16 protein-coding genes are annotated in these 16,103 nt (G+C 73.5%); 2 read left to right on the plus strand and 14 right to left on the minus strand.

Annotated elements, in window-relative coordinates:
- Nucleotides 1-21 precede the first annotated feature (21 nt).
- Both ACFWOG_RS10940 and ACFWOG_RS10945 read right to left on the minus strand, forming a co-directional pair.
- Nucleotides 22-528, minus strand: a complete 507-nt coding sequence (locus ACFWOG_RS10940) for a helix-turn-helix domain-containing protein (RefSeq protein ID WP_329951670.1) — start codon at nucleotides 526-528, stop codon at nucleotides 22-24.
- A gap of 192 nt (nucleotides 529-720) precedes the next feature.
- Nucleotides 721-2,106, minus strand: coding sequence for a hypothetical protein (locus ACFWOG_RS10945; protein WP_329951669.1), 1,386 nt, complete (start codon nucleotides 2,104-2,106; stop codon nucleotides 721-723).
- 332 nt (nucleotides 2,107-2,438) lie between these two features.
- Here ACFWOG_RS10945 and ACFWOG_RS10950 point away from each other — a divergent pair, with 332 nt between their 5' ends.
- Nucleotides 2,439-3,359 (plus strand): hypothetical protein, encoded by a 921-nt coding sequence (locus ACFWOG_RS10950; RefSeq protein ID WP_380356909.1) that lies wholly within the window; start codon nucleotides 2,439-2,441, stop codon nucleotides 3,357-3,359.
- Between the two features lie 6 nt (nucleotides 3,360-3,365).
- On the opposite strand, the gene mutM is transcribed toward ACFWOG_RS10950, so the two are convergent.
- The 10 genes from mutM to ACFWOG_RS11000 all read right to left on the minus strand — a co-directional run bounded on the left by mutM (nucleotide 3,366) and on the right by ACFWOG_RS11000 (nucleotide 13,409).
- The gene (mutM, locus tag ACFWOG_RS10955; RefSeq protein WP_329951668.1) at nucleotides 3,366-4,244 is read right to left on the minus strand and encodes a bifunctional DNA-formamidopyrimidine glycosylase/DNA-(apurinic or apyrimidinic site) lyase; all 879 of its coding nucleotides are present in this window, start codon (nucleotides 4,242-4,244) and stop codon (nucleotides 3,366-3,368) included.
- Between the two features lie 57 nt (nucleotides 4,245-4,301).
- Nucleotides 4,302-5,090, minus strand: a complete 789-nt coding sequence (gene rnc / locus ACFWOG_RS10960; protein ID WP_329882866.1) for a ribonuclease III — start codon at nucleotides 5,088-5,090, stop codon at nucleotides 4,302-4,304.
- A gap of 20 nt (nucleotides 5,091-5,110) precedes the next feature.
- Entirely contained in the window at nucleotides 5,111-5,284 is a 174-nt protein-coding gene (gene rpmF / locus ACFWOG_RS10965; protein ID WP_030056747.1) for a 50S ribosomal protein L32, read from the minus strand.
- A gap of 2 nt (nucleotides 5,285-5,286) precedes the next feature.
- Nucleotides 5,287-5,931 carry a DUF177 domain-containing protein gene (locus tag ACFWOG_RS10970; protein WP_329882865.1) on the minus strand — a complete coding sequence of 215 codons (645 nt, stop codon included), beginning with the start codon at nucleotides 5,929-5,931 and terminating at the stop codon, nucleotides 5,287-5,289.
- Nucleotides 5,932-6,072: 141 nt separating this feature from the next.
- Nucleotides 6,073-7,311: a cell division initiation protein gene (locus tag ACFWOG_RS10975; RefSeq protein ID WP_329951667.1), complete on the minus strand. Its 1,239-nt coding sequence runs from the start codon at nucleotides 7,309-7,311 to the stop codon at nucleotides 6,073-6,075.
- Between the two features lie 227 nt (nucleotides 7,312-7,538).
- Nucleotides 7,539-8,030, minus strand: coding sequence for a pantetheine-phosphate adenylyltransferase (coaD, locus tag ACFWOG_RS10980; protein ID WP_329882863.1), 492 nt, complete (start codon nucleotides 8,028-8,030; stop codon nucleotides 7,539-7,541).
- A 51-nt stretch (nucleotides 8,031-8,081) separates the two neighbouring features.
- Nucleotides 8,082-8,666 carry a 16S rRNA (guanine(966)-N(2))-methyltransferase RsmD gene (gene rsmD / locus ACFWOG_RS10985; protein WP_329882862.1) on the minus strand — a complete coding sequence of 195 codons (585 nt, stop codon included), beginning with the start codon at nucleotides 8,664-8,666 and terminating at the stop codon, nucleotides 8,082-8,084.
- Between the two features lie 145 nt (nucleotides 8,667-8,811).
- Nucleotides 8,812-9,336: a hypothetical protein gene (locus ACFWOG_RS10990; protein ID WP_329882861.1), complete on the minus strand. Its 525-nt coding sequence runs from the start codon at nucleotides 9,334-9,336 to the stop codon at nucleotides 8,812-8,814.
- A gap of 104 nt (nucleotides 9,337-9,440) precedes the next feature.
- Nucleotides 9,441-11,681, minus strand: coding sequence for an ATP-dependent DNA helicase RecG (recG, locus tag ACFWOG_RS10995; RefSeq protein ID WP_329882860.1), 2,241 nt, complete (start codon nucleotides 11,679-11,681; stop codon nucleotides 9,441-9,443).
- Nucleotides 11,682-11,777: 96 nt separating this feature from the next.
- Nucleotides 11,778-13,409: a DAK2 domain-containing protein gene (locus tag ACFWOG_RS11000; protein ID WP_329951665.1), complete on the minus strand. Its 1,632-nt coding sequence runs from the start codon at nucleotides 13,407-13,409 to the stop codon at nucleotides 11,778-11,780.
- A 283-nt stretch (nucleotides 13,410-13,692) separates the two neighbouring features.
- Between ACFWOG_RS11000 and rpmB the strand changes: the two genes are divergently transcribed.
- Complete coding sequence (gene rpmB, locus ACFWOG_RS11005; protein WP_014138233.1) at nucleotides 13,693-13,878, plus strand: 50S ribosomal protein L28; 186 nt, start codon at nucleotides 13,693-13,695, stop codon at nucleotides 13,876-13,878.
- Nucleotides 13,879-14,017: 139 nt separating this feature from the next.
- Here the strand turns inward: rpmB and thiD are convergent, their stop codons facing one another.
- On the minus strand, nucleotides 14,018-14,866 hold the full coding sequence (gene thiD, locus ACFWOG_RS11010; RefSeq protein ID WP_380356917.1) for a bifunctional hydroxymethylpyrimidine kinase/phosphomethylpyrimidine kinase: 849 nt from the start codon (nucleotides 14,864-14,866) through the stop codon (nucleotides 14,018-14,020).
- 24 nt (nucleotides 14,867-14,890) lie between these two features.
- Nucleotides 14,891-15,916 carry a 6-phosphofructokinase gene (locus tag ACFWOG_RS11015; protein WP_329951663.1) on the minus strand — a complete coding sequence of 342 codons (1,026 nt, stop codon included), beginning with the start codon at nucleotides 15,914-15,916 and terminating at the stop codon, nucleotides 14,891-14,893.
- Between the last annotated feature and the right edge of the window lie 187 nt (nucleotides 15,917-16,103).

Genomic DNA, 16,103 nt, shown 5'->3' on the forward strand with positions numbered 1-16,103 from the left:
CCGGCGGGGCGACGGCCCGCGTCACGGCGCCGTCGGGCCCTCCGTCGTCCAGCCCGGGCTGTGGACCTCGATCCGCAGGTCCGCGCGGCGCCCCTGCTCGCCGCAGGTGCGGCAGACCCAGGCCGGGTCGTACGGGTGCGGTTCGTGCCCCTGCGGGTCGTGCTCCAGGCCGACCGGGGGCTCCGGCATCAGCCACCGGTCGCCCCAGCCGAGCAGGGCCTGGCTGAGGGGCGCGAGGTCGCGGCCCGCCTCCGTCAGGTGGTACTCGTACCGGGGCGGGCGTTCGCTGTACGCGCGCCGTTCGACCACGCCGGCCTCTTCCAGCGCGCGCAGCCGGGCGGTGAGCCGGTCGCGGGGCGCCCCGGTGTTCCGGGCGATCCGGTCGAACCGGTGGTTGCCGTAGAACAGCTCCCGCACGGCGAGCAGCGCCCACTTCTCCCCCACCACGTGCAGCGCGGCGGCGATCGAGCAGGGCCGCCCCGGCAGGGCGGGCGCGGCGGGAACGGCTGAAGGGGTGCGGGGCGTCACGTCCTCCACCTTCCCATACCGGGTTGCCTTCTCAAACCCGTACGGCCGGGGCTCCGGAGCCGCGCCGGACACCGATCAGCGGGTCGGATCCGGCGCCGTCCGGGCCACTCCCCGGACGGACGCCGCGGCCCCGCCGGTCGTCCGACGGGGCCGCGGGCCGGTCGTCGCACCGGCCGGAGCCGAACGACGGAGTCAGAACCCTCCGCCGAAGTCGCCGCCGCCACCGCCACCGAAGTCGCCGCCGCCACCGCCCCCGTAGTCGCCGCCGCCGAACCCGCCGTCGAAGTCGGAGGAGTTGTAGTCGGCCCCGGAGACGTCGCCGCCCTCGTAGCCGGAACCGGCGTCGCCCGCGCCGGCCGCGTAGGCCGGGGTGGCCATCATCGAACCGAGCATCGTGCCGACCAGCAGGCCCGGTAGCAGCCCGCCGCCGCCGAAGCCGCCGAAGTAGCCGCCCGCCCAGGGCCCGTACGCCGGTCCGGCGTTCCAGTACGGCTGCGGCCCGTGCTCGGTCGGGACGGTCCGGATGTCCGGGGCCTGCCCGGCCGCCAGCCGCTCCGCGTCGGCGCGGCAGACCGGGACGGTGCGCGCCGCGCCGTCCGCCGGGGCCCAGTCGGCGTCCTGCACCGACGGGCCGTGCCGCGGGTCGAAGAAGCACGGCGGACGCCGCTCCGGCAGCGGCCTGCTCTCCCGCCGGGCCTCCAGGGTGGCCAGCGCGAACCGGCCGTCCTCCAGCGCCTCGGTGACCGGCTTCACGTCGTGCGGTCCCCTGGCCTCGTCCATCAGACGCTTGGCCCGGTCATAGGAGTCCAGGGCGTGGGTGTAGTCGCCGCGCTGCACGTCGTCCGCGTCCGCGGCACCCGGGTCGAAGTCGAGCCGGTCGAGCTCCTCGCCGTAGGCCGTGATGTCCTCGTCGACGACCCGTCGCAGCTGTGCGAGTTCGGCCCGGCGCTGCTCCTCCTTGCGCCGCTTCGCGCGGCGGAAGAGCAGGAAGACGCCGGTACCGGCCAGTGCGAGCAGGGCCAGCGGGACCACGATCGCGGCGGTCGAGGCGCCGCCCGCACCGCTGTTCACACCGTTCCCCTTGACCTGCGGGGCGGCGGTGTCGACGAAGTCGTCGAGGGTGGCGCCGATGTCGCCGGGGTGCGAGCGGAAGGAGGCGCCCGCGATCCGTTCGGCGCTCTCGCTGGCCAGCGCGGCCCGGTCCGAGCGGGCCTGGAACTGGTCGCCGCGCCAGACGGCGTAGGTACCGGTGATGCCGACCTTGGTCCGCAGGTCGTCGAAGACCGTCTGGGCGCCGTAGGGAGCCGCGGCCGGGACCACCGCGACGAAGATCGGCTTGTCGGTCTTGCGGATCTTCTCGGTCAGCGCGTCGGCCTGCCCCTGGTCGAACCGGCCGGCCATGGCCGGGTCGACGTACACCCGGCCCTGCTTGAGCGTGGCGGCCGCGTCGTCCAGCCCGCCCGCCGCCGAGGCCGCCGGCGTCACCAGGAGCAGCAAGCCGAGCAGCAGCCCGAGCAGCGCCGCCACCAGGGCCGGCGGCCCGGCGGCCCGGGAACGTCGTCGAGCAAGGGTTCTCATGCCATCGACGCTACCTCTCCGGGCCCTCCGGCACGGCATACCCGTCGGGTACGGCCTGCCGGGTGACCCCCACCGTCCGCCGGGGTGCGTCCCCTCCCCGGGGATGATCTCTACCCGGGCGGGTCCCTGAGCCGGGCGGGCGGCGGGAACCCGGCCACCTGCCCGGACGTACGTTCCGGCGGGTCACCGCAGCTCGCGACGACCACCGGGGGGCGGTCCGACCGTACTCCGCGACCGGGCATAGTGGTGGCCGTACGGCCCGTTCATGACCTTCTCTTGACCATTCCTCCCGCACTCCTCTCCTCCCGCATTCCTCTCGATCGGAGCACAGCGTGTTGATCGGCCTCGTCACCGCCGTGGCGGCCTCCGCCTGCTACGGCATCGGCTCGGTCCTGCAGGCCGTCGGATCACGCCGCTCCGCCCGGGAGGAGGCCGCCAAGGGCGCCTCCGCCGCCGGGACCACCGCGCACGGCGGGCCGAGCCTCTCCTCCACCGCCAAGGCGGCCGTGACCTGGGAGTTCATCCTCGGCACGGTGCTGGACTTCATCGGCTTCGGCCTCGGCGCGCTGGCCGCCCGGCTGCTGCCGCTGTTCCTCTCCCAGACCATCATCAGCGCCAACCTGGTGATCACCGCGGTGCTGTCGATCAAGCTGCTCGGGATCCGGCTCAAGCAGCTGGAGTGGGTGTCGATCGGCGTGCTCTGCTCGGCGCTGGTGCTGCTGGCGGTCTCGGCCGGACCGGAGGGCGGCCACCACGCCGCGATGGCCTTCCACTGGGGGCTGCTGGCGATCACCACCGTGCTGCTGGTCGGCGGTGGCCTGCTGGTCCGCCGGATGGGGGCCAACGGCGCGATCGTCGCCGGCCTGCTCTCCGGTCTGGGCTTCGGCGCGCTCGGCGTCGGCGTGCGCATCCTCAACGGGATCGAGCCGTTCGAGCTCGGCGCGCTGCTCTCCGACCCGGCCCTGTACGCGATCCTCGTCGGCGGCATCGGCGGCATGTACGTGCACACCGTGGCGCTGCAGATCGGCTCGGTGAACGGGGCCACCGCGGCCCTGGTCGTCGGTGAGACGGTGCTGCCCGGCGCGGTCGGCGTGCTCTGGCTCGGCGACTCCTCGAAGGCCGGGCTCGGCTGGCTCGGCGTGGCCGGCTTCCTGCTCTCGGTGGTCGCGGCGGTCGGCGTCGCCTACTTCGGCCAGGACACCCACGGCGCGCCCGAATCCGAACGGCCGCAGCCCGAACTCGCCAAGCACTGAGGCCGCTCAGCCCCCGCTGCGGACCCGCGGCACCCGCTGGCAGCGGGGGCAGAAGTAGCTGGACCGGTTCATCCAGGCGGCCCGCCGGATCGGCGTCCCGCAGCGCCGGCACGGCTCCTGCTCGCGGCCGTAGGCGTCCAGGTCCCGGGAGAAGTAGCCGCTCTCGCCGTTCACGTTGACGTACAGGCTGTCGAAACTGGTGCCGCCGACGGCCAGCGCCGCGGACATCACGTCCCGGGCGTTGGCCAGCAGCAGCAGCGCCTGCGGGCGGGTGAGGGACCCGGTCGGGCGGTCGTAGTGCAGCCGGGTGCGCCAGAGCGCCTCGTCCGCGTAGATGTTGCCGACCCCGCTGATCAGCGTCTGGTCCAGCAGCGCGCGCTTGACGGTGGTGCGCCTGAGGCGCAGCGCGGTCACGAAGGCGGCGTCGTCGAAGCGCGGGTCGAGCGGGTCGCGGGCGATGTGCGCGATGGAGACCGGGGTGCCCTCCGGGTCGCCGTCCTCGGCCTCCTCGACCGCCAGCCCGCCGAAGGTCCGCTGGTCGACGAAGCGCAGCTCGCGCCCGCCGTCGCCGAACCGCAGCCGGACCCGCAGGTGCTTCTCGTCCGGCGCGGACGGGTCCTGGACGAGCAGCTGGCCGCTCATCCCGAGGTGGCCGATCAGCGCGAACCCGGCCCCGGTGCCGGCGAGCGGCACCCACAGGTACTTGCCCCGCCGCTGCGCGGTGCCGAGGGTGGTGCCGGTGAGCCGGGCGGTGAAGTCGGCCGCGCCGGCCTGCTGGCGCCGCACCGCACGCGGGTGCAGCACCTCGACCCCGGCCACGGTCCGTCCGGCGACCCAGTTCGCCAGACCGCGGCGGACGACCTCGACCTCGGGAAGTTCGGGCACGGGAACAAGCCTCCTGCGACGGGGAACTGCGTCTGCTGGAGGAAGGCTACTGCGTGCTCAGGCGCCGCCGGGCAGGCGGTCGGCGTACTTCTCCTTGATCGCCCGCCAGGCGCTCTCCGCGGCCTTCTGCTCGGCTTCCTTCTTCGAGCGGCCGACGCCGCTGCCGAAGTCCTCGCCGGCCACCCGGGCCGCCGCGGTGAAGGTCTTCTCGTGGTCCGGACCGGATTCCTCGACCACGTACTCCGGCACTCCGATGCCCACCGAGGCGGTGAGCTCCTGGAGGCTGGTCTTCCAGTCCAGGCCCGCGCCCAGCTGAGAGGATTCCTCGATCAGCGGGTCGAACAGCCGGTGGACGAACTCGGTGGCCGCGTCCAGGCCCTGGTCCAGGTAGACGGCGCCGATCACGGCCTCGACGGTGTCGGCGAGGATCGACGACTTGTCGCGGCCGCCGGTGCCCTCCTCGCCCTTGCCGAGCCGGATGAACGTGCCGAGCTCCAGGCCGCGTCCGACGTCGGCGAGCGCGCGCGAGTTGACCACCGCGGCGCGCAGCTTGGCGAGCGTGCCCTCCGGGACGTCCGGGTGGACGCGGTAGAGGGTGTCGGTCACCACCAGGCCCAGCACCGAGTCGCCGAGGAACTCCAGGCGCTCGTTGGTGGGCAGCCCGCCGTTCTCGTACGCGTACGAGCGGTGGGTCAGGGCACGCACCAGAAGGGCGCGCTCGAGCGTGTACCCGAGGCGCCCTTCCAGGACGTCGTATTCGGTCGAAGCCGGCCCGCCGGCCTTTCCGCCACCCGAAGGAGCCTTCGTTGCGGTGGTCGCCTTGCGGGAAGAGTTACCGTCCGACATCGATCCGTGCACCCCGCCGATCAGACCGAGAGGACCTGGCGACGGTTGTACGTGCCGCAGCTCGGGCACGCGATGTGACCCAGCTTCGGCTCGTGGCAGCGGTCGCACGCCACGAGGGCCGGGACAACGGCCTTCCAGTTGGACCGACGGTGGCGCGTGTTGCTGCGCGACATCTTCCGCTTCGGAACAGCCACGGCTACTTCTCCTGGTTCTCGGCGAGACCCTCACGGGTGTCGCTGTACTTGATTCCGTCACCCTCGTCGCCAGGGGCGGCGGAGAGTCCCTGCAGAGCCGCCCACCGGGGGTCGGCGGCGTCGTGGTGGTGCGCCGGGTCGTCGCTCAGGCGCGCTCCGCACTCGGAGCACAGGCCCAGGCAGTCTTCCTGGCACACCGGCTGCAGCGGCAGTGCGAGCACCACCGCGTCACGCAGCACCGGCCGGAGGTCGAAGTAGTCGCCCTCCAGACGGTAAGTCTCTTCTTCCGAGTCCTCTTCGAGGTCCTCGGTCCCGGCGGTCCGGGCGCGATGGCGCTCGTCGGACTCCGGGTAGTAGTACAGCTCCTGGAAGTCCACGTCGAGGTCGAACTCGACCGGCTCCAGGCACCGTACACACTCGCCCTCGACCACGGTCTCGGCGGTGCCGGTCACCAGCACGCCCTCGACCACGGACTCCAGGCGGAGCTCCAGAACCATCTCACTCTTCTCGGGAACACCGATCACGTCGATGATCCCCAGGCCCTCGGGGGCCTCCAGGGTCCGGCTCACCTTGCGCAGCGCACCCGGACGACGGCCCAGCTCGTGCGTGTCGAACACGAGGGGGTCGCGGTGGTCGAGGCGGTTCAAGGTGTCCTGACTTCCTGAGAAAACTGATGTGCGGCGCCACTCATCGAATGGATGCGCGGGCAGACCGACGGCCCGACACGGAGAGGCCGGAGTGGTCAGACTACCGGAGTCTCCGGCCAGGCCCAACTTCGCTCCCGGCCACTACCTCCCGCCGAGCTCCCGGAGCCGGGTCATGTCGATCATGCTGGTGTCGAAGAAGCTGGTCTCGTCCAGGCCGGGCTGCGCCTGCTGCGGAAGGGCCGGCGGGTTGGCCGGCGGCTGCGGGTAGCCGGCCCCGGCCTCGGGCTGGGGGTTGCCCCAGGCGTCGTACTGCTGGGCGGCGTACCCCTGGTGCTGGGGCGGGTAGTCGTACCCGCCCTGCTGGCCCTGCCGGCCCTCCGGGTAGCCGGGTTGCTGCACGTGCTGGACCTGCTGCGCGTGCTGGATCTGCGGGACCTGCTGGCCATAGCCGTACTGGCCGGCGTACGGGTCGCCCCCCTGGCCGATCGCCGGGTCGAAGCCGCCGCCGTACACCTCCGCGTACTGGCCGCCGCCCTGCTGCGCGGCCGCGTACTGGTCGGCCCCCGGGGACTGCCAGCCCGCCGCCGCCGGGGCCTGCTCCGGCCAGCTCTGCTGCTGCGGAACCTCCTCGCGGTACCACGCGATGTCGGCACCGTCGGCGTCCCCGGCGAAGCCCGCGGCGACCGCCTCGGCCCGCTCCTTGGCCTGCTGCGCCTGGTCGGCGGCGGCCAGGTAGGCGCCCAGCTCGTCGATCGGCCGCTTGCCGAGCAGCTTGTCGCGGCCCTTGCCGACCGCCTCCAGGGTCGCGCTGAGCACGTTCTCCAGGGTGGCGAGCTTCACATCGACGTACTCGTCGACCTCGGGGCTCGGGCTGGTCCGCTGCGGCCGGAACTCCTCGCCGTCGCTCTCGCCGTCGAAGTCGTTCTCGAAGACGCTCGCGTCGCCGCGCAGCTTGGTCCGGCCGCGGCCGACGGCGCCGAGCGTCTTGGTGAGCACGACCTCGAAGTTGGCCAGCTTGCTGTCCACGTAGTCGTCGGCCTCGGCGCGCTTGGTGTCGACCTCGGCGCGGGCCTCGACGAGGATCCGGTCGGCCTCGGCCTGGGCGCGGCGGACCACCTCGGTGTCGGAGATCAGCGAGCCCCGTTCGGCGTGCGCCCCCTGGATGATCCGGTCGGCCTCGGACTGGGCGTCCGCGACCACCGACTCGTGGTCGGCCATCACCGACTGGGCCTGGGCCAACTCGGCGGGCAGTGCCGAGCGCAGGTCCTGGAGCAGGCCGACCAGCTCGGCCCGGTTCACCACGCAGGAGGCCGACATGGGCATCGAGCGGGCGTTCTCGACGGCGGCCACGATCTCGTCGACCTTGTTCTGCACGTCCACGGGGCTTCGTCTTTCCGTGTGCCGCCGACGGTCCGGCGGAGGCAGCGCCCGGCGCGGTGCACCTCACCGCAGGGCAGGAATACAGACTGTACGGCCACGGCGGGGCGAGGTCACAACGTCCGGACGGGGCCGACCACCCACCTGACCGACATACCGTGACGAACCGGCAGAAACGGACCGGAGGTCACCACCGGGCCCACCCCGCGGGCCGGCCGCCCCGTCGCGCGCTACCGCCCGGCGCGCCGCTCGGCGATCCGCTCGACCAGGCGGCCGTGCACCGTCTCCGGCAGCAGGTGCGAGACGTCGCCGCCGTACGAGGCCACCTCCTTGACCAGCGTCGAGGAGAGGAAGCTGTACGTCGGCGACGTCGGCACGAAGAGCGTCTCGACGCCGGTCAGCCCGTGGTTCATCTGGGCCATCTGCAGCTCGTAGTCGAAGTCGCTGACGGCGCGCAGGCCCTTGATGATCGCCGGGATGTCCCGCTCCCGGCAGAAGTCCACCAGCAGGCCGAGGTGCGACTCGACCACGACGTTCCCGTACTGCGCGGTGGTCTCCTCGATCAGCGCGATCCGCTCCTCGACGCTGAACATGCCCTCCTTGTTGCGGTTGATCAACACCGCGACGTGCACCACGTCGTACAGCTTCGAGGCCCGCTCGATGATGTCGAGGTGACCGTTGGTGATCGGGTCGAACGATCCGGGGCAGACGGCACGGCGCATGGCGTTGGTGCTCCCTCATGGGGTGACGAGACTGCTGCGGGCCTCGGCCCGCTACGGGTGGCGACGGGTCTCGGCGGCGGCGCGACCGTACCAGAGGGTGCCCTCGCCGTACCGGCGCGAGCGCAGTACCTCGAAGCCCTCCGGCCAGCCGAACTCGCCGCCCCGGGTGCTGCGCTCCACGGTGACGAGTGCGTCGGCCGCGAGCCAGCCCCCGGCCGACAGTGTGATCAGCATCTCGCGCACCTCGTCGTCGGTGACGACGTACGGCGGGTCGAGGAAGACGAGGTCGTACGGAGCCTCCGGAGCCGGCCCGGCGATCACCTTCTCCGCCCTGGCGGCCTTCACCAGCGCGCCCGGCAGTCCGATCGTCCGGACGTTCTCCCGGATCACCCGGGCCGCCTGGGCGTCGGCCTCGACCAGCAGCACGTGCTCGGCGCCGCGCGACAGCGCCTCCAGGCCGACCGCGCCGGACCCGCCGAACAGGTCCAGCATCCGGATGCCGTGCAGGGTGCCGCGCAGCGCCTCCAGGGTGGAGAACATCGCCTCGCGGGCCTTGTCGGAGGTCGGGCGGGTGCCCCGACCGGGCGGTACGGCCAGTCGGCGGCCGCCGGCCGCCCCGGCGATCACGCGGGTCATGGTGGTGGGAGGTCCTTTCGTCGCTGCCCGACCACGCTATACGGGCCGGGCCCCGCCGGTCCGACCGGCGGGGCCCTCCCCCCTCACTTCAGCTCGTCACCGCGGACGCCGCGCCCCCGTCGCACCCACGGACCGGATGCCCCGGCTACTCCCCCGCCGCCTGGGCCGGGACGGCCGCGCCGAGCAGCGTCGGCGAGGCGTAGCGGGACCAGGAGAGGCAGCCGTCGGGCGGGCAGTACTCGGGGCGGCGCGGGTCGTGGCCGAGCTCCCGCAGCTTGGTGCGGACGGAGTCGGGCGTACGGCCGAAGCGGGCGGCGATCCGGGCGACGGTCTCGTTCTCGTGGAACCGCCGGACCAGTTCCTCCTCGTGCTGCGGCACCCAGGGGGCGCCGTGTCCGGGGTAGAGCTCGCGCAGCACGTCACGGTCGGGGATGGGCTCGGAGACGTCGGCGACGATCGCCAGGGCCCGGAGCGCCCGGTTGAGCGCGATCCGGAGCGAGGCGACGTCCTCGACCGGCAGCCGCAGCCGTCCGGAGGCGAGCGGCGCGGCCGCTTCCCCCTCGCGCCAGCCGGTGAGGGTGAGGGTGACCTCGCGGTCGTCGTCGCTGGCGAGTTCGATCCGGAAGACCTTGTCGCCCAGCGGGAGCTCGTTGAGATGACGGAATGCCATGGCAAAACCCCCAAGTGTCGCGCCAGGAACGCACCTTGGGGGTGCGTCCTGAACACCTTCATTCTCTCCCGGGGGTCTGACAATCGGGCTCTGCCGAGCGGGCCTCAGCCCTTCTCCAGATACTCCGCACGGTCCTCGTCGAGCAGGCTCGCCAGCGCGGTGCGCAGCTCCGGGTGGGCGGTCAGCCCGGGGTCCTCGGCGACCAGCCGGGTGGCCTCGGTGCGGGCGGTCACGATGACCTCCTCGTCCTCCAGCACCGAGAGCACCTTGAGCGAGGACTTCACACCCGACTGCGCCTGGCCCAGGACGTCGCCCTCGCGGCGCTGTTCGAGGTCGATCCGGGACAGCTGGAAGCCGTCCAGCGTGCCGGCCACCGCGTCCAGCCGGGCCCGGGCGGCGCTGCCCGCGGGCATGTCGCTGACCAGCAGGCAGAGCCCGGCGGCGGAGCCGCGCCCGACCCGGCCGCGGAGCTGGTGGAGCTGGGAGACGCCGAACCGGTCCGCGTCCATGATCACCATCACGGTGGAGTTCGGGACGTTGACGCCGACCTCGATCACCGTGGTCGCGACCAGCACGTCCACCGCGCCGGCCGTGAACCGGCGCATCACGTCGTCCTTGGCCTCGGGCGTCAGCCGGCCGTGCAGGATCTCCACCCGCAGCCCGGCCAGCGGGCCCCCGACCAGCTTCGCGGCGGTCTCCACGACGGAGAGCGGGGGCCGCCGCTCGTCGCTCGCGGCGCCCTCGTCCGGTGCGTCGTCGGTGAGGTCCTCCAGCTCGTCCTCGGCCCGGCGCCGCTTCTTCGCGCCCTTCGCGGCCTTCGGGTCGGCGGGCTCCTCGTCCCCGATCCGGGGGCAGACCACGTACGCCTGGTGGCCCCGGGTCACCTCCTCGCGGACCCGCTCCCAGGCCCGCGCCAGGAAGTTGGGCTTCTCGACGGCCGGGACGACGTGGGTGGAGATGGGCGAGCGGCCGGCCGGAAGCTGGTCCAGCACGGAGGTCTCCAAGTCCCCGAAGACGGTCATCGCGACGGTGCGCGGGATCGGGGTGGCGGTCATCACCAGCAGGTGCGGCGGCTGGTCGCCCTTGGCGCGCAGCGCGTCGCGCTGCTCGACGCCGAAGCGGTGCTGCTCGTCGACCACGACCAGGCCGAGGTCCTGGAACTGCACCTTGTCCTCGATCAGCGCGTGGGTGCCGATCGCGATGCCGGCGTCCCCGCAGGCCATGTCGAGCAGCACCTGGCGGCGGGCCGGGACGCCCATCGAGCCGGTGAGCAGCGCCACCCGGGTGCCCAGGTCGGAGCCGCCGAGCAGACCGCCCTCGGCCAGGTCGCCCATCATCTCGACGATCGAGCGGTGGTGCTGCTGGGCCAGGACCTCGGTGGGCGCGAGCAGCACCGCCTGTCCGCCGGCGTCCACCACGGCGAGCATGGCGCGCAGCGCGACCAGGGTCTTGCCGGAGCCGACCTCGCCCTGGAGCAGGCGGTGCATCGGGTGTTCGCCCGCCAGGTCGGCGGCGATCTCCGCGGAGACCTTCTGCTGGCCCTCCGTGAGGGTGAACGGCAGCCGGGCGTCGAAGGCGTCGAGCAGGCCGCCCTCCCGGGCCCTGCGCGGCTTGGCGGGCAGGGCGGAGTCGGCGGCCCGGCGCTGCGCGAGGGCGACCTGGAGGACGAACGCCTCGTCCCAGCGGAGCCGTTCCTGGGCGCGTTCGCGGTCGGCCTGGTTGCGCGGGCGGTGGATCAGTTCGAGCGCCTCGGGCAGCGGGATCAGGTCGTGCCGCTCGCGCAGTTCGGCGGGGAGCGGCTCGCCGACGTCGGACAGGTGCTTGGTGAGCGCCGTCTCGACGCAGAGCGAGAGCTTCCAGCTGGGCATCTGGGCGCTGGCGCCGTACACGGGGATGAGCCGGCCGGCGAACTGCTGGGCGGCGCCGGCGTCCGCGTCCGCGTCGAGCAGCTGGTAGTCCGGCGAGACCAGCTGGCGGGTGCGGTTGAAGACGCCCACCTTGCCCGCGAACAGGCCCTGGGAGCCGCCCTTCAGCTCCTTCTGCCGCCAGCCCTGGTTGAAGAAGACCAGCGAGAGCCGGCTGCGGCCGTCGGTGACGACGACCTCCAGCCGGTCGCCCTTGCGCCCGCGGAACGGGATCAGGGTGACCTTCTCGACCCTGGCCAGCACGGTGACGTGCTCGTCGATCTCCAGCTCGTCCAGGCTGGTGAGCTGGCCGCGTTCGACGTAGCGGCGCGGGTAGTGGTGCAGCAGGTCCCCGACCGTGCGCAGCTTGAGGCTGTCGGCGAGCACCTTGGCGGTCCGGTCGCCGACGAGCTTGGTCAGTGGTTCATCGAGAGCGCCCATCAGGGCCTTGTTTACACCACGGGACCGACAGACCGGCCCTCACTCCGCCGACGCGCCCTCCGGCCGCCCCGGCCCGGCGCGGCCCGCGGAGCCGCCTCACTCCACGCCGATGAGCAGCGGCGCCGACTCCTGGCCGCCGTGGAAGACCACCGCGTCCACCTCGGGCCGCCGGTGCCGGGCGTGCGCGACCATCCGCTCGGCCAGCCCCTCGGGCGCGCCCTCGCCGAGGATCAGGGTGACCAGTTCGCCGCCGGCGCCGAGCATCCGGTCCAGCACGCTCGTGCCGACCTCGGCCAGCCCGGTGCCGATCACCGCGACGTCCCCGTCGATCAGGCCGAGCACGTCGCCGGCCTGGCAGACCCCGGCCATGGTCCAGGACTCCCCCTCGGCGACCGCCAGTTCGGCGTACCGGGTGGCGCCGGCCGCGGAGGTCATGGCGACCACGTCCTCGTCGAAGCGCCGGGCGGACTCGTGCACGGCGAGCGCGGCCAGGCCCTGGACCGGCGACCGGGTGGGCAGGACGGCGATCCGGACGCCCTCCTCGCGCAGCTGGTCGGCGGCAGCGCCCGCGGCGGCCCGCAGCTCCGGGTCGTTGAGCAGCAGCACGACCTCGCGGGCGGCGGACCGGCGGACGGCGGCGGTGAGTTCGGCGCTGGCCGGCGGGCGGCCGGGCTCGGCGTGCAGCACGACCGCGCCGGCCTGCTCGCAGAGTTCGGCCAGGCCCGCGCCCGAGACCACCGAGAGCACCGCGCGGGTGCGCCGCTCGGCCTCGCCGCGGTCGGCGGCGGTGCCGGCCCGGGCGGCGGCCTCGGCGAAGTGGGTGATCCGGATCTGGTGCGGACGCCCGGCCCCGACCCCGGCCTCGACGGCGGCGCCCGCGTCGTCCACGTGGACGTGCACGTTCCAGAGTCCGTCGCCGCCGCCGACCACCAGCGAGTCGCCGAGACCCGCCAGCCGTTCGCGCAGCGCCGGCAGGGCCTCGTCGGGGGCGTCCAGCAGGTAGATGACCTCGAACGCGGGGTGGCCCGGCCCGGGCGGGCGGACGTGTCCGGAGCAGCTCTCCACCACGTGGAGGTCCCCGCGCAGGGCGACCGGGCCCATCGGCTGGTGCCCGGCCACCGCGTCGGCGAGCGCGCCGAGGACGGCGACCAGGCCGCGGCCCCCGGCGTCCACCACCCCGTTCTCGGCGAGCACGGCGAGCTGTTCGGGGGTGCGCCGCAGCGCGTCCCGGGCGGCCCGGTACGCGGTGTCGGCGACCTGGCCGAGCCCCGCACCGGCCCGGCCCGCCTCCCGGGCGGCGACCCGGGCGACGGTGAGCAGGGTGCCCTCGACCGGCTCGGCGACGGCCTGGTAGGCGGAGTCGGCGGCCCGTTGGAGGGCGGCCCGCAGCTGGTCGGCGCCGCCGCCCTCGGCGAGCATCTCGGCGGTGCCGCGCAGCCACTGGGCGAGGATCACCCCGGAGTTGCCGCGGGCGCCGACCAGCGCGCCGCGGGCCATCGCCCGGGCGGTCTCGGCGAGCCCCGGCACCCCGCCCGGTCCCGGGTCGGCGAACCGGCTCTCCACCGCCGCGGCGGCCGACTCGACGGTCAGGTACAGGTTGGTGCCGGTGTCGCCGTCCGGGACGGGATAGACGTTGAGTGCGTCGATCTCCTCACGGGCCTGGCCGAGCGCGCGCAGGGCCAGCTGGCACCAGCTGCGCACGGCCGGGGCGTCGAGCGTGTGCAGCACCAGGTCTCCTCCGGATGGGACGCCGTGATGGCCTGAGGGTGAACGGCGAGGGGTGATACCGGCAGGTTATCGGGGGCCGCGGGACGGTGCCCGGAGCGGCGGGCAGAGCGATCACTCGGCCGGTCGTGGTAGTTTCGTTGAACGGAAGCAAGCGTTGTATGCTCTTCCGGTTGCCTGGAACAGGTTCAGGCTCACCCTTCGGCCCGGTCCGGTTCACGCGAGTGCTCCGCTGGTCCAGCGGGGTTTTCGAACGTAAATGATCTGAAGTCTTGGAGTGACTCCTGTGGCTGCCAACTGCGACGTCTGCGGCAAGGGGCCGGGCTTCGGCAACAGCATCTCCCACTCTCACCGCCGTACCCCCCGTCGTTGGAACCCCAACATTCAGACGGTGCGCGCTGTGATTGGGCGGACGCCGAAGCGGCTCAACGTCTGCACCTCGTGCATCAAGGCCGGTAAGGTCTCGCGCTGACGCGCAGACCGGTACGCCGGTCCTCCAGCAAGCCGGTTCATCCTCGGATGAGCCGGCTTCCTGTTTGCCCGGCGAACCCCGCCGACCCTTCCGCCGATGGGCGGGCCCCCGGGCCCGCCCATCGGTCTTTCCGGTCGGTTCAGCGCCAACGCCAGGCGTGGTCGACCGGCCCGATCCCGCCTCCCAGCGCGAACCCGCCGGCGATCGCGCCGGTGATGTACTCCTTCGCGGAGGCCACGGCCTCCGGCAGCGGCTCGCCCTTGGCCAGTCCGGAGGCGATCGCGCTGGCCAGCGTGCAGCCCGTGCCGTGGGTGTGCCGGTTGTCGTGGCGCGGTGCCCGGAACCAGTACTCCTCCCCCGCGCCGCCGTGGAGCAGGTCGGCCGCGTCGCCCTCCAGGTGGCCGCCCTTGACCAGCACCCAGCGCGGCCCGAGGTCGAGCAGCGCCTTGGCCGCGTCCGCCATCTGCGCCTCGTTCTCCACGGTGCGCCCGGTGAGCTGCGTCACCTCGTGCAGGTTGGGCGTGGCGAGGGTGGCGACCGGCAGCAGCTTCTCGCGGACGGTCGCGACGGCCTCGGCGGCGAGCAGCGCGTCGCCGTGCTTGGAGACGCCGACCGGGTCGACCACGACGGGCACGTCGACGTCGACCAGCAGTCCGGCGACGGTCTCCACCAGTTCGACGGAGGCGAGCATGCCGGTCTTCACGGCCTGGACGCCGATGTCGTCCACCACGCTGCGGAACTGGGCGCGGACGGCCTCGGCGGGGAGTTCCCAGTAGCCCTGGACGCCGAGCGAGTTCTGCGCGGTGACGGCCGTGATCACGCTCATGCCGTGGACGCCGAGGGCGAGCATCGCCTTGAGGTCGGCCTGGATGCCGGCGCCGCCGCCGGAGTCGGAGCCGGCCACCGTGAGGACGCGGGGAGGTGCGGCGGAGGGGCCGCCCGGCGACGGGCGGTCGCCGGGGGCGGGAGTGGAGGACGGGAGCGACATGCCCTCCAACCTACCGGCGCCGGTTCAGAGCACCGCCTCCGACTCCGCCCAGCGGTCCTCCGGCACGGTCTTGAGCCGGGTGACGGCCTCGGCGACCGGCACCAGGCGGATCTCGCCCCGGCGCAGCGCGGTGAAGTGGCCGAACGCGCCCTGGTGGACGGCCTCGACCGCGTGCCAGCCGAACCGGGTGGCGAGCACCCGGTCCCGGGCGGTCGGGGTGCCGCCTCGCTGGGTGTGGCCGAGGATGACCGGGCGGGCCTCCTTGCCGAGCAGGTTCTCCAGCTCGTGGGCGAGCCGGTTGCCGATCCCGCCGAAGGTGCGGTGCCCGAACCGGTCGACCTCGCCGTGGTCGAAGCGCATGGTGCCGGGCATCGGTGCGGCGCCCTCGGCGACGGCGATGATGGCGAACTTCTTGCCGCGGGCGAAGCGGTCCTCGACCATCCGGGCCACCCCCTCGATGTCGAACGGCTTCTCCGGGATGAGGATGCCGTGCGCGCCGCCCGCCATGCCGGCGGTGAGGGTGATCCAGCCGGTGTGCCGGCCCATCAACTCGACCACCATGACGCGCTGGTGGGATTCGGCGGTGGTCTTCAGCCGGTCGATCGCCTCGGTCGCGACGTGCACCGCGGTGTCGAAGCCGAAGGTGACGTCGGTGGCGTCGATGTCGTTGTCGATGGTCTTGGGCACCCCGACCACGGGGAGTCCGGCGTCGCTGAACATCTTGGCGGCGGTGAGCGTGCCCTCGCCGCCGATCGCGATCAGCGCGTCGATGCCGATGTCGCGGGCGAGGGCCTTGGCGTTCTCCACCGCCCAGGCGATCCGGTCGCGCTGCACCCGGGCCGAGCCGAGGATGGTGCCGCCGAGGGTCAGCAGGCCGGTGACGTCGTCGTGGGAGACCGGGCGGGTGCGGCCCTCGATCAGGCCGAGGAAGCCGTCCTCGATGCCGACGATCTCGTCGCCGTGCACATCGGTTCCCCGGTGCACCACGGAACGGATCACCGCGTTCAGGCCGGGGCAGTCGCCGCCGCTGGTCAGGACACCGATACGCATGGTGGTGTGCTCTCCCGCTCCGAAGTGGTTCAGACCACAGTGGTTCAGACCACTCACGCCGAAGACGGGCGGTCCGGATGCGGCAAGCCTACGCGCTCGGCCCGTCCGGAGCCGGATCGCGGGACGTACCCGGAGCGTCGCGCGCCCTCGGCCGCGCCCCGTTCCCGCCCCCGTTCCCGCCCCCGGC

The organism is Kitasatospora sp. NPDC058406, from assembly GCF_042722765.1.
In the GTDB taxonomy this organism is placed as follows: Bacteria; Actinomycetota; Actinomycetes; order Streptomycetales; family Streptomycetaceae; genus Kitasatospora.